General features: G+C 60.6%; 13 protein-coding genes. 1 reads left to right on the plus strand and 12 read right to left on the minus strand.

From position 1 onward, the window contains the following. Positions 1-110: 110 nt before the first annotated feature. The 12 genes from U5822_RS17700 to U5822_RS17755 form a co-directional block, all read right to left on the minus strand. Entirely contained in the window at positions 111-479 is a 369-nt protein-coding gene (locus tag U5822_RS17700) for a PilZ domain-containing protein (protein WP_322857004.1), read from the minus strand. Positions 480-809: 330 nt separating this feature from the next. Further along, positions 810-1,874: a uroporphyrinogen decarboxylase gene (gene hemE / locus U5822_RS17705; protein WP_322857005.1), complete on the minus strand. Its 1,065-nt coding sequence runs from the start codon at positions 1,872-1,874 to the stop codon at positions 810-812. Between the two features lie 130 nt (positions 1,875-2,004). Next, entirely contained in the window at positions 2,005-3,423 is a 1,419-nt protein-coding gene (locus tag U5822_RS17710) for an FAD-dependent oxidoreductase (protein WP_322857108.1), read from the minus strand. Positions 3,424-3,498: 75 nt separating this feature from the next. Beyond that, the gene (gene gltB / locus U5822_RS17715) at positions 3,499-7,947 is read right to left on the minus strand and encodes a glutamate synthase large subunit (RefSeq protein ID WP_322857006.1); all 4,449 of its coding nucleotides are present in this window, start codon (positions 7,945-7,947) and stop codon (positions 3,499-3,501) included. A gap of 211 nt (positions 7,948-8,158) precedes the next feature. Beyond that, on the minus strand, positions 8,159-9,781 hold the full coding sequence (locus U5822_RS17720) for an AAA family ATPase (protein ID WP_322857007.1): 1,623 nt from the start codon (positions 9,779-9,781) through the stop codon (positions 8,159-8,161). Positions 9,782-9,838: 57 nt separating this feature from the next. Beyond that, positions 9,839-10,933 (minus strand): 3-dehydroquinate synthase, encoded by a 1,095-nt coding sequence (aroB, locus tag U5822_RS17725; RefSeq protein WP_322857008.1) that lies wholly within the window; start codon positions 10,931-10,933, stop codon positions 9,839-9,841. Beyond that, positions 10,926-11,492 carry a shikimate kinase AroK gene (aroK, locus tag U5822_RS17730; protein ID WP_322857009.1) on the minus strand — a complete coding sequence of 189 codons (567 nt, stop codon included), beginning with the start codon at positions 11,490-11,492 and terminating at the stop codon, positions 10,926-10,928. Before aroK ends, aroB begins: the two co-directional genes overlap by 8 nt. Before the next feature lie 140 nt (positions 11,493-11,632). After that, on the minus strand, positions 11,633-13,699 hold the full coding sequence (locus tag U5822_RS17735) for a type IV pilus secretin PilQ (RefSeq protein WP_322857010.1): 2,067 nt from the start codon (positions 13,697-13,699) through the stop codon (positions 11,633-11,635). A gap of 65 nt (positions 13,700-13,764) precedes the next feature. Beyond that, on the minus strand, positions 13,765-14,313 hold the full coding sequence (locus U5822_RS17740; RefSeq protein WP_322857011.1) for a pilus assembly protein PilP: 549 nt from the start codon (positions 14,311-14,313) through the stop codon (positions 13,765-13,767). Between the two features lie 2 nt (positions 14,314-14,315). Then, a complete protein-coding gene (locus tag U5822_RS17745) occupies positions 14,316-14,927 on the minus strand; it encodes a type IV pilus inner membrane component PilO (RefSeq protein ID WP_322857012.1) in 612 nt (203 codons plus the stop codon). Next, positions 14,927-15,490: a PilN domain-containing protein gene (locus U5822_RS17750; protein ID WP_322857013.1), complete on the minus strand. Its 564-nt coding sequence runs from the start codon at positions 15,488-15,490 to the stop codon at positions 14,927-14,929. Before U5822_RS17750 ends, U5822_RS17745 begins: the two co-directional genes overlap by 1 nt. Then, on the minus strand, positions 15,490-16,554 hold the full coding sequence (locus U5822_RS17755; protein WP_322857014.1) for a pilus assembly protein PilM: 1,065 nt from the start codon (positions 16,552-16,554) through the stop codon (positions 15,490-15,492). Before U5822_RS17755 ends, U5822_RS17750 begins: the two co-directional genes overlap by 1 nt. Before the next feature lie 195 nt (positions 16,555-16,749). Here U5822_RS17755 and U5822_RS17760 point away from each other — a divergent pair, with 195 nt between their 5' ends. Further along, positions 16,750-19,206: a penicillin-binding protein 1A gene (locus U5822_RS17760; RefSeq protein WP_425259454.1), complete on the plus strand. Its 2,457-nt coding sequence runs from the start codon at positions 16,750-16,752 to the stop codon at positions 19,204-19,206. Positions 19,207-19,264 lie beyond the last annotated feature (58 nt).

The following is a 19,264-nucleotide window of genomic DNA, read 5'->3' on the forward strand; positions in this document are numbered from 1 at the left end:
CACCCATGTGCGCTTGTTTCCGGCCATCCTTGGCCTCCAACATTTTTGGGTGACAGGTAACCGACCCTGCCTGCCTTGTCCGGACCCAGCCTGCCAAAAACCAAAAATCTTTAATCAATCAGATGGGCAAACTCGCGTTCAAGCAGCGCTTGGTCGCCCAGATTGAGCTCAACCAGACGTTTTAGATGGGCGGCACTGTCCAGATCGATGTACTGGCACTTGAAGCCCAGACGGCGCTCTTCGACATGCCGTAACTCCACGGCCATGACTATCGCCGCTTCATTGTCATTCAGGTGAATCGTCACCTCGCATGGCTGTCGCAATGGAACGTCCCACCCTTCGGGTCGCTGAACCAGCACCCCTTGCAGGCAAATATCCAACACCTCAGTCGGCCAGACGCTGTCGAGACAATGAAGTTCGCACGGAGCATCGAACTCGATACGGTGGAATCGGCGTTTTTCGGTAGCTTGGGTGGCCAAAGGAGGTTCCTCCAGTCGGTCTGGTTTCACCTGACTATAGACCCGTCGGGAGGCCCCATCCAACTATTCTGGGGCATTTAAAGATGGAAATAACTGATAGCTCGAAGAAGCCGTTGAGGCGTCGGTTCCAAAAATGTTGGAGGCCAAGGATGGCCGGAAACAAGCGCACATGGGTGAGGCCGAGCGCTCAGGAAGCGAAGCTTCCTGCGACAGCCGAACGACAGCAATCTGTGATTGCTGACTGGACCCCGAAGGGGTGCTCGTAGCGTTTTTTGGAACCAACGCCACAGCGGCTTTAACACCCCAGCTCAAAGGCCGGGGCCTCAATGCTTAGCGATGGTACTCAGGACTCAACTCGACAACCGCCTCAATGAACGCCTTGGCGTGTTCGGGATCCACATCCGGAGTAATTCCATGGCCAAGGTTGAACACGTGGCCGGAGCCAGTGCCGAAGCGGCGCAGGATGTCGGCGACTTCTTCGCGGATTCGAGCGGGCGATGCGTACAGCATGGACGGGTCCATGTTGCCCTGGAGGGTGACGCGGTCGCCTACGCGGGCGCGCGCGCTGCCGATGTCCGTGGTCCAGTCCAGGCCAACGGCGTCGGCGCCGGTGTCGGCGATGGACTCCAGCCACTGACCACCGTTCTTGGTGAACAGAATCACCGGGATGTGCCGTCCTTCGCGCTCGCGGATCAGGCCATCAACGATTTTCTTCATGTAGCGCAGGGAGAACTCTTCGTAGGCCCAGCTGCTCAGCACGCCGCCCCAGGTATCGAAGATCTGCACCACCTGGGCCCCGGCCTTGATCTGACCGTTCAGGTAGTCGATGACCGAGTCGGCCAGGTGGTCCAGCAGCCGGTGCATGACCTCAGGCTGGCCGTACATCAGCTTCTTGGCTTCCCGGAAGTCCTTGGACGAGCTGCCCTCGATCATGTAGGTCGCCAGGGTCCAGGGGCTGCCGGAGAACCCGATCAGCGGCACCCGGCCACCCAGGGCACTGCGAATGGTGGAGACCGCGTTCATCACGTAATCCAGGTCAACCTCGGCGTTCAAGGTTGGCAATGCCGCCACGTCGGCCTCGGAGCGGATGGTGTGCTTGAATTTCGGGCCCTCTCCGGTTTCAAAGTACAGCCCCAGCCCCAGGGCATCGGGGATGGTCAGGATGTCGGAGAACAGGATGGCCGCGTCCAGCGGGAAACGCTCGAGGGGCTGCAGGGTGACTTCACACGCCAGCGGGGTGTTCTTGCACAGACTGAGAAAGTCGCCAGCCTGAGCCCGGGTGGCGCGGTATTCCGGCAGGTACCGACCGGCCTGGCGCATCATCCATACCGGGGTACGGTCCACAGGTTGGCGCATCAGGGCGCGCAGGAAGCGATCATTCTTCAGCTCGGTCATAACAATCCAGCAGTCTCAGTCGGTAAATGGTCCGGTCGATCGGTTAGCAATGATACCCCGTTCGCCGCAATAAAAAAGGGCGGCTTACCCCTAGATAAGCCGCCCCTGCTGACCGGGTTCAGGCCGGCACTCAGATATCCAGGTAGTCCAGGATACCTTCCGCGGCCTGACGGCCTTCCCAGATAGCGGTTACGACCAGGTCCGAACCACGGACCATGTCGCCGCCGGCGAAAATCTTGGGGTTGCTGGTCTGGAAGGCGAATTCCGCTTCTTCCGGGGCCGTCACCCGACCGGAGTCGTCGGTGTTGACCTTCAGTTCATCGAACCAGTCCGCCGGGCTCGGACGGAAACCGAAGGCCACCAGAACTGCGTCGGCAGGAATCACTTCCTCACTGCCGGGCACCACTTCGGGCCGACGGCGACCGTTTTCGTCCGGCTCACCCAACTGGGTCGAGACGACCTTGACGCCTTCAACCTGGTCTTCACCGATGATGGCAATGGGCTGGCGGTTGAACAGGAACTTCACGCCCTCTTCCTTGGCGTTGGCCACTTCCCGACGGGAACCCGGCATGTTGGCCTCGTCCCGACGATAGGCACAGGTGACGCTCTCGGCCTGCTGGCGAATGGAGGTGCGGTTGCAGTCCATGGCGGTGTCACCACCGCCCAGGACCACGACGCGCTTGCCTTTCATGTCGATGAACTCGGACGCGTCGGTCTCGAAGCCGAGGCGACGGTTCACGTTCGACACCAGGAACGGCAGGGCGTCGTAGACGCCGGGCAGGTTTTCACCCGGGAAGCCACCCTTCATGTAGGTGTAGGTGCCCATGCCCATGAACACCGCGTCGTACTCGTCGATGATGTCCTGGAGCATGACGTCCTTGCCCACTTCGGTGGACAAACGGAATTCGACGCCCATTTCCTCGAACACCTTGCGGCGGCGGGTCATGACCGATTTCTCCAGCTTGAACTCGGGAATACCGAAGGTCAGCAGGCCACCAATCTCGGGGTAAATATCGAAGACCACCGGCTTGACGCCGTTACGAACCAGCACGTCGGCACAGCCCAGTCCCGCCGGGCCGGCGCCGATCACCGCCACCTTGCGGTCGGTCCACTTCACCGCGGACATGTCCGGCTTCCAGCCCAGGGCAAACGCGGTGTCGGTGATGTACTTTTCCACCGAGCCGATGGTGACTGCGCCGTAGCCGTCGTTCAGGGTACAGGCGCCCTCACACAGACGATCCTGGGGACAGACCCGACCACAGACTTCCGGCAGGGAGTTGGTGTGATGGCACAACTCCACCGCGCGCATGATATTGCCCTCGGACACCAGCTTGAGCCAATTCGGAATGTAGTTGTGCACCGGGCACTTCCATTCGCAGTAGGGGTTACCACAAGCCAGGCACCGGTGCGCCTGGTTGGCGGCATTATCGGCGGTGAACGGGTGGTAGATTTCGCCAAATTCCTGCTTTCTTTTCTTGGCCGGTACCTTCTTCGGGTCGATCCGTCCTACTTCGACAAACTGGAAGTCGTTACTCAGTCGTTCTTTCATCATGGTGCTCTCATCAGCTCAATTTCGACTGGGGTGCCCTCGGGCACCCCATAACCCTGTTCTTTCCCGGCGGAGTTACTCCGGACGTGCCCGGGTGCTGGCCAGCAGACTGCGCAGGTTGGCAGCCTTGGGTTTAACCAGCCAGAAGCGGCCGATGTAGTCGTCGAAATTCTCAAGAATGTGTTCTGCCCAGGCGCTGCCGGTTTCCGAGATGTGCTCCCGGATCACACCGCGCAGGTGATTGCGGTAGGACTCCATGTCCTCGCTGGAAATCCGCTGGATTTCCACGAGCTCATGGTTGTACTTGTCCACAAACGTGTTGTTCTGGTCCAGAACGTAGGCGAAACCGCCGGTCATGCCGGCGCCAAAGTTGTGGCCGGTGGCGCCCAGCACCGTGACCAGACCGCCGGTCATGTATTCGCAGCAGTGGTCGCCCGCGCCCTCAACGACGGCGTGGGCGCCGGAGTTACGCACGGCGAAACGCTCGCCGGCGGTACCCGCGGCAAACAGCTTGCCACCGGTGGCGCCGTACAGGCAGGTGTTACCGACAATGGAGGTTTCCTGGGTTTTGAAGCTGCTGCCACAGGGCGGCTTGACCACCAGCTTGCCGCCGGTCATGCCCTTGCCCACGTAATCGTTGGCATCGCCTTCCAGAATCAGGTTGAGGCCACCGACGTTCCAGACCCCGAAGCTCTGCCCCGCGGTGCCGGTCAGATCCAGGGTGATGGGCGCATCGACCATGCCCTGGTTGCCGTGCTTGGCGGCGATTTCCCCGGACAGCCGCGCACCGATCGAGCGATCACAGTTGGTGACCCGGTACGACCAGGCGCCACCCGACTTGTTCTCGATCGAGGTCGCAATGTCCTGGACCATCTGCTCGGCCAGGGTGCCCTTGTCGAACGGATGGTTCCGCTCGACCTGACAGGTCTGCGGCTTGTCGGCCGGAATGTGATCGTTCGACAGCAGACGGGAGAGATCCAACTTTTTCTGGCGCTCGGTGTCACCCGGCAGGCGCTCCAGCAGGTCGACCCGACCCACCAGTTCTTCCAGACTCCGCACTCCGAGCTTGGCCATCCACTCCCGGGTTTCCTCCGCCACGAAGCGGAAGAAGTTCATGGCCATCTCGACCGTGCCCTTGAAGTGTTCTTCACGCAGGTGGTCGTTCTGGGTGGCGACACCGGTGGCGCAGTTGTTCAGGTGACAGATGCGCAGGTACTTGCAGCCTAGCGCCACCATCGGCGTGGTACCGAAGCCGAAGCTCTCGGCACCCAAGATGGCGCCCTTGACCACGTCCAGGCCGGTCTTGATGCCACCGTCTGTCTGCAGGCGAATCTTGCCGCGCAGATCGTTGGCGCGCAAGGCCTGCTGGGTTTCGGTCAGGCCCAGCTCCCACGGCGAACCGGCATAGCGGATCGAGGTCAGCGGGCTGGCCGCGGTGCCGCCATCGTAGCCGGATACGGTAATCAGATCAGCGTAGGCCTTGGCCACACCGGCCGCGATGGTACCGACGCCCGGCTCGGACACCAGCTTCACCGACACCAGTGCCTGCGGGTTGACCTGTTTCAGGTCGAAGATCAGCTGGGCCAGATCCTCGATGGAATAGATGTCGTGGTGCGGCGGTGGCGAAATCAGGGTGACGCCCGGCACCGAGTACCGCAGGCGGGCGATCAGGTCGTTGACCTTGCCGCCGGGCAGCTGGCCGCCCTCACCGGGCTTGGCGCCCTGGGCCACCTTGATCTGCATGACATCGGCACTGCGCAGGTACTCGGCGGTGACACCGAAACGGCCCGACGCCACCTGCTTGATCTTGGAACGCTTCTCAGTGCCATAGCGGGCCGGGTCTTCCCCGCCCTCACCGGAGTTGGAGCGACCGCCCAGGGTGTTCATGGCCACCGCCAGGGCTTCGTGCGCCTCCGGCGACAGGGCACCGAGGGACATGGCCGCGGAATCGAAGCGCGGATAGATGTTCTCGGCCGGCTCGACCTCGGACAGATCGATCGGTTTCAGGTCGGCCCGGAACCCGAGCAGGTCACGCAGGGTGGACACCGGACGCTCGTTCACCAGCCCGGCGTATTCCTGGTAATGGCCGTAGTCGCCGCTGATGACCGCTTCCTGCAGCTTGCCCACCACGTCCGGGTTGAAGGCGTGGTATTCCTGGCCGTGCACGTACTTGAGCAGGCCGCCCTGGGAAATCGGCTTGCGCGGCTTCCAGGCAACGGCGGCCAGCTGCTCCTGGTCCTGCTGGAAGTCGTAGAAGCTCGCGCCCTGGATTCGGCTCGGCACACCCTTGAAGCACAGGTCGACGACGTCGTCGGCCAGGCCAATGGCTTCGAACAGCTGGGCGCCACGATAGGAGGTCATGGTGGAGATGCCCATCTTGGACAGGATCTTCAGCAAGCCCTTGTTGATGCCCTTGCGATAATTGTTCTTGGCCTCGATCGGATCCATCATCAGCTCGCCGGTGCGGATCAGATCGTTCAGCACCTGGTAGGCCAGGTAAGGGTACACCGCGGTGGCGCCAAAGCCGAACAGCACCGCGAAATGGTGCGGATCCCGGGCCCAGCCGGTCTCGACCAGCAGGTTGGAGTCACACCGCAGGCCCATGGCCACCAGGTGATGGTGGACGGCGCCGGTCGCCATCATAGCGCTCACCGGCAGCTCACCCTCTTTCAGGTCCTTGTCGGTCAGCACCAGGATGACCTTGCCGTCACGAACGGCCTGCTCCGCTTCGTCGCAGACCTGACGGATCGCCTGCTCCAGTCCCTGCTCGGGGCGGTAGCTCATGGAAATCCGCGCCACCTCAAATCCGGGGCGATCGTTGTTGGTGATCTTCAGGAACTTGGCGGGTGACAGCACTGGCGTGGTCAGGATGATCCGGTCGGCGTGCTCGGCGCTTTCCTCGAAAACGTTACGCTCGGCGCCCAGACAGGTCTCCAGCGACATCACGATGGATTCGCGCAGGGGATCGATCGCCGGGTTGGTGACCTGAGCAAACTTCTGGCGGAAGTAATCCGCCACGTGGCGAACCTTGCTGGAGAGCACGGCCATGGGCGTATCGTCGCCCATGGAGCCTACTGCCTCCTGGCCGTTTTCGGCCAGCGGACGCAGTACCTGGTCCCGCTCTTCAAAGGACACCATGAACATCTTCTGGTGCACCAACAGCTCGTCGGCGTCCATCAGCTTGAAGTCCGGAGTGTCCTGATTGAGGGTGGTTTCGACCCGCAGGGCGTTTTCGCGCAACCAGCGCTTGTACGGCTGCGCCGACTTCAGACGCTGGTCGATGTCCTTGGTGTGCAGGACTTCACCGGATTCGGTGTCGATCGCCAGCATCTGACCGGGCCCTACCCGGCCCTTGGCCACCACGTCGTCCGGCTGGTAGTCGTAGGTACCGATCTCGGAGGCCAGGGTGATGAAGTCGTCCTTGGTGATAACCCAGCGGGCCGGGCGCAGGCCGTTGCGGTCCAGCATACAGACAGCATAGCGGCCATCCGACAGGACCAGACCGGCCGGACCGTCCCAGGGCTCCATGTGCATGGAGTTGTACTCGTAGAAGGCACGCAGCTCGGAGTCCATGCTGTCGACGTTCTGCCACGCGGGCGGAATCATCATGCGCACGGCCCGGAACAGATCGACGCCACCTGCGAGCAGGACTTCCAGCATGTTGTCCATGCTGGATGAGTCGGAACCGGTCAGGTTGACCAGCGGCTGCAGGGTCTGCAGATCCGGCAGGTCCGGAGAGCTGAACTTGGCGGCACGGGCGATGGCCCAGTTGCGGTTGCCGTCGACGGTGTTGATCTCGCCATTGTGCGCCAGATAGCGGAACGGCTGGGCGAGCGGCCAGCGCGGCATGGTGTTGGTCGAGAAACGCTGGTGGAACACGCAGATGGCGGTTTCCAGGTCCGGGTCACCCAGATCCTTGTAGAAGTTGGCCAGGTCCGCCGGCATCATCAGGCCTTTGTAGGCCAGTGTCCGGTGCGAGAGGCTGCAGATGTAGAACTCGGAGTCATCGACCATGTCGCGCTCGGCGTGGCGTCGGCCAACGAACAGGCTGATGGCGAATTCCTTCTCCGCCTTGCCATTGGGCACGACGAAGACCTGCTCGATGCGCGGCAGGCAGTCGAGGGCCATGGGGCCGAGGCAGCTGTCATCGACCGGCACTTCGCGCCAGCCCATGATTTCCAGCCCCTGCTCGGTCAGGCGCTTCTCAATGGCGGCCCGGCCGGCCGCCGCTTTGGCCTCATCCGGGTTCAGGAACACCTGACCCACGGCGAACAGGTCGCCCGGCGCCTTGCCAAACGCCGCCTCGGCGGCCTTCTTCAGAAAGCCATCCGGACTCTGGATCAGGAGGCCACAACCATCGCCGGTCTTTCCGTCTGCAGCGATACCACCGCGGTGGGTCATGCAGGTCAGCGACTCGATGGCAGTTTGCAACAACTTGTGGCTGGTCTCGCCCTTCATGTGGGCAATCAGACCGAAACCGCAGTTGTCCCTGAATTCCTCGGGATGATACAAACCTGTCATCATAAGCGTTCTCTCGCGTAGAAATGCTTTTCAATCAACGGGTTAAACGGCTTTCAGCCGAGCACTTACCCGCAGACACTGAAAATGGGGGCTGGTCATTTTACACACGTAGAAATACGTACTCAAATCAGAGTGGCACTATTCTGGGGAACAGGAACTGGATTTCCCAGTCCTCACCGGTGCAAAATCAGGGCTGAAGTTCTGACGAAAAACCCTATAAGTCCTTGATCTCACGGACCCAGGGTGAGTTCTTCCGCAGTGGTTCCGGCAGGCGACCAGCACCCTGCCGGGCAGCAGCTTTGGTTGGGTACTGACCAGAGAATACCATAAACCAGGGGTCACCGCCGCGCTCGCCTTTGGTATAGACCGCGTCGGTCAGTTGCGGATAGCCCTGCAGCACATTCAGCGCGGTCTGCTCCAGGTTGCCGGCCACCAGCTGGATGGTCCAGCCTTCGCGCTGGCGGAATCGATCCAGTGCGACGTAACGGGAAGGATCCTGAGGGGTGAAGGCCTCCGGTTCGGATTCAGGCTCGAGCTCGGTCTCGGTCTCGGTCTCGGTCTCGGGCTCGGTCTCGGGCTCGGTCTCGGGCTCGGTCTCGGGCTCGGGCTCAGGCTCGGGCTCGGGCTCGGGCTCGGGCTCGGGCTCGGGCTCAGGCTCAGGCTCAGGCTCAGGCTCAGGCTCAGGCTCAGGCTCAGGCTCAGGCTCAGGCTCAGGCTCAGGCTCAGGCTCAGGCTCAGGCTCAGGCTCAGGCTCAGGCTCAGGCTCAGGCTCAGGCTCAGGCTCAGGCTCAGGCTCAGGCTCAGGCTCAGGACGAGTGTCGACCGCGGGGTCGTTCATGGCCAAGGCCTGGCTGGGCTCCGGAGTCACAGCGGCCTCACCAGCGTCCGGCGAGTCCGGCCCGATGGTAATGCTCTTGCGAATGCGCTCGGGCGACTCCTCCCGGCCGCCGGACTCGGCCATGGAATCGTCGTATTGCTTGGACACGAACCACCAGGATCCGGCCAGAATGACCAACGCCAGCGACGGCCAAACCAGTTTGCGCACCGCCGGTATGCGCCGAGTCCCGGTACCGGGGGCCGAGGCCACCATATCCAGCCAAATACCCGGGGTGACCCGTTTCAGGCGCCCGAAACTGCCTTGGCTCATCGCATGGATCTTGCCCACTTGACTCGGGGTCAACAACTCGGCGGCTTTGCCACCGGCTGAATGGACGCGCGGTTCCAGGTATGCAACCACTTCCTCACGAGTCAGGGGCCGCAGGTGAATCTGGTGCACACTGGCCGACACCGGGTCCAGGCCCAAGCGTTCAACCAGATCATCTCCGCCGGTCATGACCGGCACTGCCGCCACGCCACGCTCAGCTCCGAGAAAAGCGTCGAGAAGGAGTTTCAGGATTTCGGTCGGTGCGCGGTCCGCGTCATCGAGCACGAGCACCATGCGCTGGCCCTTGCGCGCCCGGGCCTCGGACCAGCGAAAAAAGCCGTACACAGCCTCCCGGGCGCCCAAGTCCGCTCGAAACGCCGAGGGCGCAATGGTTTTCAGGGCTCCGGCCAGTGCCTTGGCGCTGGCCAGCGCGGCTATCGGCAAGGAATGAAAGTCCAGCCGCGCCGACTCGCTGCGCACCAGCTCGGCCAGCAGGCGGGTTTTTCCGGAGCCGGGCGCTCCGGTCAGCAGCAAGGCCATGTCGCCAAAGCCACTCAAATGACGAAGCGTCTCCAGGGCATGATGGCGCATCGCATCCGGAAAGAAGGGAGCATCCATCTCCAGGGGATTGGCCCGAAACCCGTATCGCTGCTGCAATCGGGGGAACAACCCACCGCCATCCAGACTGTTCAAGCTTTCTTCCGTCACTTCCCGTACCTGTCTTTAATTACAGCCTCGCCTGTCGCCGGCCTAGCTGGCGCGACAGAAGCCTGCCAGCGTGGCGGCAAGATTCTCGGCACCGGCGTCACCGGTGACGAACGCGTGACCAATGCCGTTAAGCAGCACCAGTCGTAACCGACCATCTACATTCTTCTTGTCCACCGACATCAGGGTCATGAAATCCTCTGGGGTCATCTCGGCCGGCGGCAATTCCGGCAACCCCGCCCGCTTGATCAGAGCGACCGCCTGGTCGTAATCCTCCCGACTGATCATGCCCTCTCGGGCCGACAGATCCGCCGCCATGATCATGCCGGTGCCTACGGCTTCGCCATGGAGCCAGTTGCCATAACCGGCGAACGTTTCGATGGCATGGCCGAAGGTATGCCCGAGATTCAGGATGGCGCGCAGCCCGCCCTCACGCTCGTCCTGGGCCACCACGTCGGCCTTACAGGCACAGGAGCGAAAAATCGCTTCCGCCAGGGCGTCGGCCTCGAGGTTGATGAGGCGGCCCATCGCCTGCTCGAGCCAGGCCAGAAACTTGGTATCGCGAATGAGTCCGTACTTGATGACTTCCGCCAGGCCGGCAGACACTTCCCGCGGCGGCAATGAGTTCAGGCTATCGGTATCGATCAGCACGGCCTGGGGCTGATGGAACGCACCGATCATGTTCTTGCCAAGGGGGTGATTGATGCCGGTCTTGCCGCCAACCGAGGAATCCACCTGGGACAGCAAGGTCGTCGGAATCTGGATAAACGGCACACCCCGCTGATAACAGGCTGCGGCAAACCCGGCCATATCACCGACGACCCCGCCGCCCAGCGCCACCAACGTGGTCTTGCGACTGTGGCGGCGTTCCAGCAACCCGTCGAAAATCCGGTTCAGGGTTTGCCAATCCTTGTACCGTTCACCGTCGGGCAGCACCACGGCATCCACCGTTTTGCCCGGAAAACAGGCCCTGGCCTGATCCAGGTACAGCGGCGCCACGGTGTCGTTGGTGACAATCATTACCTGAGAGCCCTGGACATAGGGGCTGAGATCGAACTCACCCAGCAGTCCCTGGCCGATCACGATGGGGTAGCTACGCTCCCCCAGCTGCACCGTGAGCTCATGAAGAATCTCAGACATGATTTCGCCCTTCCTTCCTGATTTGCCGCTTGTGTCGAGGCGTTTTCGGATTCATCCGATTGACCAGTTGCCGAACCACCAGGCGCGGACTCTTGCGATCCGTGTGCATGATGATGTCCGCCAACTGGGTGTAAAGGGGATCGCGAATGGCGAACAGCTTGCGCAATACCGCCTCCGGATCGTCGTTCTGCAACAGCGGCCGGTTGCGATCCTTGCGGGTGCGCTCGACCTGCTGGTCAATGGACGTTTTCAGGTAGACCACGAGCGCGTCCTGCTTCAGCAGCCGGTGATTCTCCGGACGCATGATTGCGCCGCCGCCCGTGGCCAGCACCGTATTGTGCTTAAGCGATAGTTCGTCAAGCATGGCGGTCTCGCGCTGGCGAAAACCGTCCTCACCCTCCACGTCGAATATCCACGGAATATTGGCGCCACAGCGCTCCTCGATGATCCGGTCGGAATCCAGAAACTGGTAGCCCAGCTCCTTGGCGAGCATGCGGCCAATTGTACTTTTTCCAGCCCCCATAGGACCCACCAGGACAACGCGTTTGGGCAAAGACATAACTTCCGCTCGATAGTGTTCAGGCGGGTGAGAATATCACAGGCCCCGGGATTCCATAAGTTTCCGGGCCAAAACCCTGATTGCCGAAGGCACAAAAAAGCCGCCGGTGTTAGCGGCGGCTTTTTTCATTTTCAGTCCCGTTACCGAATCAGATCGCTTTTCACAATTTTCGGCGTGATGAAGATCAACAATTCACTGCGCTCGTCGATGTGTTCGGTACGCTTGAACAGACGCCCCAGGTAGGGAATGTCGCCCAGGAACGGCGTCTTGGTGGTTTGTGTCGCCACCTCAGACTGGAAAATCCCGCCCAGAACGACCGTTTCACCGTTACCCACCAGTACCTGAGTAGTGACCTCGTTGGTATTGATGGAGGGGATGCCCGCGGTTACTTCGCCACGGGAGTCCTGGTTCACCACCAGATCCATGATGATCTTGTCATCCGGGGTGATCTGCGGCGTCACTTCCAGTGACAGCACGGCCTCCTTGAAGGAAACAGACGTGGCACCGCTGGACGAGGCTTCCTGATAAGGAATTTCCTCACCCGACTTGATCGACGCAGTCTGACGATCAGCGGTGACGACCCGCGGCTGAGAGACCACCTCGGCCTGACCATCGCTTTCCAGGGCCGACAGCTCCAGATCCACAAGGAAGTCATCGCTGCCCCAGCCAATCGCGAAGGACGAAGCGCCCTCACCCGTCACACCCAGATCCACCGCAAGCGCGCCCGGGAATGTGATGGTATTGTTGGTGCCACCAGCCGCCTGGCGGGCTTCTTCGACCGCGCCCTGAGAGCCACCAACGGAGAACACGTTGTCGCCGCTCACGTTGTAGGCGGCACCGCCCCAGCGAATACCCAGATTTTCCGCCACGTTGGTCTGGGCACGAACAATCCGGGCTTCAATGGATACCTGACGCACGGGCACATCCCACGTGGACACCAGACGACGAATTTCTTCAAGCTTCTCGGCCGTCTCCCGCACGCTGATGGTGTTGGTCCGGACGTCGGAGGACACGAAACCACGATCGGAAATCAGCTCCTTGTCGGCTTCGATCAGAGCCACAACGTCAGCAGCCTTGGCGTAGTTGACCTGGATGATATCCAGTCGAACCGGCGCCAGTTCGGCGATTTGCTTGGTGGTCTCAAGCTCGAGCTTTTCCCGGGCGGCGATTTCGTCCGCTGGCGCCACCAACAGAACATTGCCGATCTGCCGCTTGTCGAGACCTTTGGTCTTCAGGATCAGGTCCAGCGCCTGGTCCCAAGGCACATTTTGCAGGCGCAGCGTAATGCTGCCGCCAACAGTATCACTGGCAACCAGGTTCAGACCGGTAAAGTCTGCAATCAGCTGAAGTACCGAACGCACCTCAATGTCCTGGAAGTTCAGGGACAGCTTCTCACCGGTGTACGGGAACTTCTCTTCACGCCGGGCTTCGGCTTCTTCTTCGGTGAGCTTTTCCACGCTCACCGTGAACTCGCTGCCAGACTGGTAAGCGATGTAGTCGTAATTGCCTTCCGGACGAATTTCGACCACGGCGTTGCCGTCCTGTACGAAGGTATCAATTCGATTGACCGGCGTTGCGAAGTCGGTGACGTCGAGACGACGGCGGAGGTTTTCCGGTACCGTGATGCCGGACATGGTCAGCCGGATCTTGCCTCCCAGCTCAGACAGATCGACGGGCGTGCTTTCGCTGCCCAGATCGACCACAACCCGGCCTTCCCCGTCTTTGCCCCGACGGAAATCGACACCGGCGAGCGCGCCGGGCTGGGATGCCCGCATACCGCGGGACTCGGAACCTGAACCTGAGGACGCAACCGTCGGTTGCGATGCACCGTCGCCACCAATGGTCATCACCAAGGCGTTGCCTCTACGAACCGAGTTATATGGAACCAGTTCCACCAGATTGAAGATCAGTCGGGTCCGGTCCTTGGTTTCAACCACCGTCATACTCTGGGCGTTGCCCGACCCCAGGGGAATGCTGCGACTGTCGAGGGCACTGGACGTATCCCGAAGATCAACGGCGATCCGGGCGGGGCGCTCGATGGTGTAGCCCGTGGGCTCTGGCGGCTGACCGTCGAAGGCAAGCTTCACCTCCAGGCGATCTCCCGGCAGCGATGAAAATGACACGTCTTCCAGCGTGACCGCATTGGCCAGGCCAGACAACAACCCAAAAGCAATCACGCCGACGTATACATTGAGCTTTTTAAACATCGCTAGCCTCGACCCCAAACTTTTTTGTTCGTGCATGTTTCTTTCATTATTCATCCTGCCGCTCCTTAGCCTTCTTCCTCTTCCAGAGTCAGGGAACGTGGTCGCTCAACCCAACCACCCCGGCCATTCGGAACGATTTCAATCAGTTCTATTCGTGTCTCGTTGACGCCGACGACACGGCCATAATTCTGCCCCATGTAATTACCAGTCCGGACTCGGTGGATGCCTCCAACACCGTCTTGAACCAGGGCAAACAGATTACCGGTGGCCCCTTTCAGCGTTCCGACCATGTCCAGTTGCTTGAGGTCAAAGTTTTCAAGCACTTCTTTGGGCCGATCGAGATTGGGCTCGACATCACTGACTGGCTGCTCGTCAACCATGGTCAACTGGACATCAATCGGCGGCTCGAACGGTGCCCGCCGATCGGCGGCAGAGTAGCTGAAGGCCTCGTAGGCCTTGAATTCCGGGAGCGGCTCCACGAAACCCCGCGGCTTGGCGCGCGTGTCGGCCATGAATTTATCGATGTCAGAGAACCCATTGCCTTGGGAGCATGCGGTGAGTAAGGAAACCAGACACACACCCAACCAGGCTTTTCCTGCATGCTTAGCTGCCATGCTCATTCTCCAGCCCGGTAGCGGTAAGTACGGGCAACAACCTGCATGTCAAGCTGTTCTCCATCTCCGCCTGTTGGTTTGATGGTCAGATCGTGCAAGGTCACGATCCGTGGAAGGCTAGCGACGCTGCTCACGAAGGTGGCCAGCTCATGATAGGAGCCTGAAACCCGGATATTGATGGGCAGCTCAGCGTAGAAATCACGGCGCTGTTCCGGCTGCAGCTTCACTTCCTGCAACGCCAAGCCGCTGCCGAGCGCGGTGTTGGTGATGTCTTCCAGCAGCCCGGGCACCTCGGTCTCACTCGGGAGTTGCCGGACCAGGGCGCCAAAGGTTTCTTCCATTTCCGCCATCTGGGCTTTGAACACCGCGAGGTTGGCCACCTTGTAGGCCTTTTCCTCGTACTTTTTCCGCAGGTCCTGCTCGGTCTTTTCAACCCGCTCCAGCTGGACATACTGGTCCTTGACGAAAAACCAGTAGCCGCCACCAACGATCAGGCCAAAAATGATCAACACCACGATCGCCTTGACCGGCGCCGGCCAGATTCCCGCGTTATTGACATCCAGGTCGTTGATATCAAATTCGTTAAGGCTTTTGAGAGAGTCCGCGAGGCTCATTACTTATCCTCCCCTTCGGGCTCGGGCGTCTTCTGCTGCACCGACAAGTTAAACTGGCTGTACCCCGCCCGGCGGTTATCCGCGGCCGACACATTGGAAAGGTTGGGGTTGGCAAACCAGGCAGACTCCTCGAACTGACGCATCAGGTTGGATATCCGGCTGTTTGATTCTGCCATTCCGACAATGTTGACCTGATCGCCCCGCTTTTGCAGATCGGTGTAGAACAGTCCATCCGGCAGGGTCCGCACCAGCTCGTCGAACACCCGGACGATGACCGGGCGCTTGCCTTGCAGATCCTGAATCACCTGCATACGGGCAAGCAGTTCATCGCGTTTCCGCTTCAGGCTTTCGATTTCCTTGATCTGCTCGTCCAGCTTCTTGGTCGCGGTTTCAATGTACGCATTTCTGGACTGCTGGTAGGCGATGCGGCTGTCCATGTCTGATTTCCACAGGAAAACAAGGCCGCCGGCAATGATGGCGGCGCCCAGCAGCATGACCACGAATTGCTTCTGTTTTTCCGCCCTGAGCTCTTCGCGCCAGGGTCTGAGGTTAATCTTTGCCATCAGTCGAAGCTCCTCATCGCCAGGCCGCAGGCAATCATCAGTGAGGGGGCATCGTTACTCAGGGCAGACGCGTTTACCCGCGATCCCACCGCCATGTCCGCGAACGGGTTGGCGACCAGGGTTGGCGTCCCTGTTTTCTCCTCGACCATCTCGGTCAGCCCCTGTATCGAGGCAGTACCACCTGCCAGAACCACATAGTCGACGGCGTTGTACTGGCTGGCGCCAAAGAAGAACTGCAGCGCACGAGCCACCTGCTGGACCACGGCTTCCCGGAATGGCATCAGGACTTCCGATTCGTAGTCGTCGGGCAGGCCACCCTGCTTTTTCGCCAGGCCGGCTTCCTCCAGCGACAAGCCATAACGACGCTGGATTTCCTCGGTCAGCTGCTTGCCGCCGAAGATCTGTTCCCGGGTGTAGACGGTCTTGCCATCGGCGAGCACGCTCAAGGTGGTCATGGTTGCGCCCACGTCCACGATGGCGACGACCAGTTCTTCGCCCTGGGTATCGAGCTGGGGCTCGATCAGCGAGTAGGCCCGCTCCAGAGAGTAGGCTTCGACGTCGATGATTTTTGCGGTCAGGGAGGCGATTTCGAGGGCATCCTCGCGGATATCAACGTTTTCCTTGCGACAGGCGGCAAGCAGTACGTCGACCTGATCCGGATTGCTTTCAGAGGCCCCCTGGACCTCGAAGTCGATGGCAACCTCGTCCAGCGGGTATGGAATGTACTGATCCGCCTCGAGGGCGATCTGATCTTCCATTTCGAATTCGTTCAGGCCACCGTCCATCTGGATGACCTTGGTGATGACCGCAGAGCCGGAAACGGCCACGGCAACCTGCTTGACGCCGGTACGAGACTTGGAGGCGACGCGCTTCAACACCTCACCCACTGCCTCAACATCCGTGATGTTTTTTTCCACAACGGCGTTCGCCGGCAATGGCTCCACCGCGTAGCTCTCGACCTTGTAGCGGTCGCCCTGCTTTGACAGCTCCAGCAGCTTGACCGAACTGGAACTGACGTCCACCCCCAGTACGGCACTGGATTTCTTTCCGAACAATCCGAACACGCGCTCACCCTTTACCTGGTTAGATGCACCCGGTTAAGTTACTTATGTGTTTTTTATTTAAGAGAATTTCTTCTTTTTTCCGTCTACAATGCCATTTCTTCTTCAGTTGAGAAGCGTTGCAGCGGCGAAGCGACTCATCCTTCCTAAAGCAATTTCTCAAATGATAGACCTATATCCAACAGTTGTCAGAAAAAAATGTCTCATTTGTTGCGCACATCTCGCCTTCTTGCATGGTTGTTTCTCACCGGACTGAGTGTCGCGATTATCGTCACCTCAGGTTTCTATCTTTACCTTCGCCCTGGCCTGCCACCGGTAGAGCAACTGCTCGACATCCAGCTTCAGACCCCACTTCGGGTCTACAGCCAGGACAGCAAATTAATAGCAGAATTCGGTGAAAAGAGAAGGGCACCGATCACAATCGAACAGATCCCAACAATTCAGTTACAAGCCTTCCTGGCGGCTGAAGACGCCCGCTTTTACGAGCACTTCGGGGTCGACATCAAAGGCCTGACGCGGGCTGCCATCGAACTGGTCTCCACCGGATCCATCCAGTCCGGGGGCAGTACCATCACCATGCAGGTTGCAAAAAATTACTTTCTGTCACGTGAAAGGACCTTTATCCGGAAGTTCAACGAGATACTTCTGGCACTTCAGATTGAGCGTGAACTGGACAAGAACCGCATCCTCGAGCTCTACCTGAACAAGATTTACCTGGGCAATCGCGCCTACGGCATTGCCGCGGCATCGCAGGTTTACTACAACAAACCCGTTGCCGAGCTCTCACTGGCCCAGATGGCCATGCTCGCAGGCCTGCCCAAGGCCCCCTCCGCATTCAACCCGCTCGCCAACCCGGAACGGGCCAAGATCCGCCGCAACTGGATCCTCGGCCGCATGCGTGACCTGGACTTCATCACCGGCGATGCTCACGACCTGGCCGTGGCTGCCCCGCTTACGGCCAACTACAACGCCACCGACGTCGAGGTGGATGCCGATTACGTGGCCGAAATGGCGCGCTCGGAAATCGTCCGGCGTTTCGGCGATAACGCCTACACCGATGGCTATACGGTCACTCTGACCGTGGAAAGCAAGAAACAGCAGACCGCCACCACTGCCCTGCGCAACGGCCTCGAAGCATACGACCGTCGCCACGGCTTCCGGGGTCCGATTGGACAGATTGACGCCGACACCCTGGCCGAACAGCCGCCCGAAGAGCTGATCCTGAACTACCCCACGGTAGCCGCCCTGCTGCCGGCGCTGGTTACCAAGGTTGACGACGAAGCCGGCGTGACCGATGTCCATGTCCGCAAGGTGGGGCCGGCGCGCATGCCGTTCGACACCATGACCTGGGCCCGCCGCTACAAGACCGAGGACCTGCAGGGACCGGAACCGGAGAAAGCGTCGGACGTGCTCTCGGTGGGTGACGTCGTTTACGTGCGACTCGATGACTCGAGCACTGCCAGCGAGGACGCAAAGCCGCTGCCGACGGTGTCACTGGCGCAGGTACCTCGGGCCGAGGGCGCACTGATTTCCCTGGACTCGCGCACCGGTGCGATCGAAGCGCTGGCCGGCGGCTACAGCTTCCGCCAAAGCAAATACAATCGCGCCATCCAGGCCAAACGCCAGCCCGGCTCCACCTTTAAGCCGTTCCTCTACCTGACCGCTCTGGAGAACGGGCTGACGCCGGCCACTATTTATAACGATGCCCCGATTGTGTTTGACGATTCGGAGCTGGAAACCGCCTGGAGGCCCCAGAACTCCTCGGGACAGTTCTACGGCCCTACCCGCCTGCGCGAGGCCCTGTACCGGTCCCGCAACATCGTCTCGATTCGCCTGCTGCGAGACGTTGGCATCCAGACCACCCTGGATTACCTGAAACAGCTGAGAATCCCGGTGGCAAACATGCCCGACGACCTCTCGCTCTCGCTCGGCAGCGGGCAACTGACGCCCATGCAGCTGGCCCGCGGACTCGCCGTCATCGCCAATGGCGGTTACGACGTCCAGCCCTACCTGATCGAGCGCATTCAGGACATCAATGGGGAAACCGTGTACCAGGCGCCGGAAACCATCCTGTGCGAACAGGACTGTGACCAGTTGACCGCCGAAACCGACACCGAACGCGAGGAGACCCGGACCGAGGACAACCCGCAACCCAAACCGAGAGTCATGCGCCGCCTGGCTGATGAGCGCTCAGTCTACATTCTGCATTCCATGATGCGAGACGTGATCCGCATGGGCACTGGACGACGGGCCCAGGCTCTGGGGCGCAACGACCTGGCCGGCAAGACCGGAACCACCAACGAACAGAAGGACACCTGGTTCGCCGGCTTCAACCACGACATCGCGACCACGACCTGGGTCGGCTTTGACCAGCCCGCGCCATTGGGCCGACGGGAGTTTGGTGCCAGCACGGCACTGCCGATCTGGATCGACTACATGCGGGTGGCGCTGGACGGAACACCACCGGCGACCATGCCCCGCCCCAACGGCATCGTGAACATCCGGATCAATCCGGAAACCGGTCGTCGAGCCCGGCCGGGCGAGGATGGGATTTTTGAGGTGTTCAAGGAAGAGGAAGCTCCTGCCCCGCTGACGGCGGAGGAGGAAGAGCAGCGTACCGGCAACGGCGACGACTTCTCCCAGCAGATCTTCTGACCGCCGCCGTTGGGCAGGCATAAAAAAACCGGCGGGATCACCGCCGGTTTTTTTTTCG

It is taken from the genome of Marinobacter qingdaonensis, assembly GCF_034555935.1.
GTDB classification, from domain to species: domain Bacteria; phylum Pseudomonadota; class Gammaproteobacteria; order Pseudomonadales; family Oleiphilaceae; genus Marinobacter; species Marinobacter qingdaonensis.

Coding starts and splice junctions, on each gene's coding strand:
- U5822_RS17710 (WP_322857108.1), bottom strand. CDS start 3,423: ATGAAAGAACGACTGAGTAACGACTTCCAGTTTGTCGAAGTAGGACGG.
- U5822_RS17745 (WP_322857012.1), bottom strand. CDS start 14,927: ATGAGCCTCGCGGACTCTCTCAAAAGCCTTAACGAATTTGATATCAAC.
- gltB (WP_322857006.1), bottom strand. CDS start 7,947: ATGATGACAGGTTTGTATCATCCCGAGGAATTCAGGGACAACTGCGGT.
- U5822_RS17760 (WP_425259454.1), top strand. CDS start 16,750: ATGTCTCATTTGTTGCGCACATCTCGCCTTCTTGCATGGTTGTTTCTC.
- aroK (WP_322857009.1), bottom strand. CDS start 11,492: ATGTCTTTGCCCAAACGCGTTGTCCTGGTGGGTCCTATGGGGGCTGGA.
- U5822_RS17740 (WP_322857011.1), bottom strand. CDS start 14,313: ATGGCAGCTAAGCATGCAGGAAAAGCCTGGTTGGGTGTGTGTCTGGTT.
- U5822_RS17750 (WP_322857013.1), bottom strand. CDS start 15,490: ATGGCAAAGATTAACCTCAGACCCTGGCGCGAAGAGCTCAGGGCGGAA.
- aroB (WP_322857008.1), bottom strand. CDS start 10,933: ATGTCTGAGATTCTTCATGAGCTCACGGTGCAGCTGGGGGAGCGTAGC.
- U5822_RS17735 (WP_322857010.1), bottom strand. CDS start 13,699: ATGTTTAAAAAGCTCAATGTATACGTCGGCGTGATTGCTTTTGGGTTG.
- hemE (WP_322857005.1), bottom strand. CDS start 1,874: ATGACCGAGCTGAAGAATGATCGCTTCCTGCGCGCCCTGATGCGCCAA.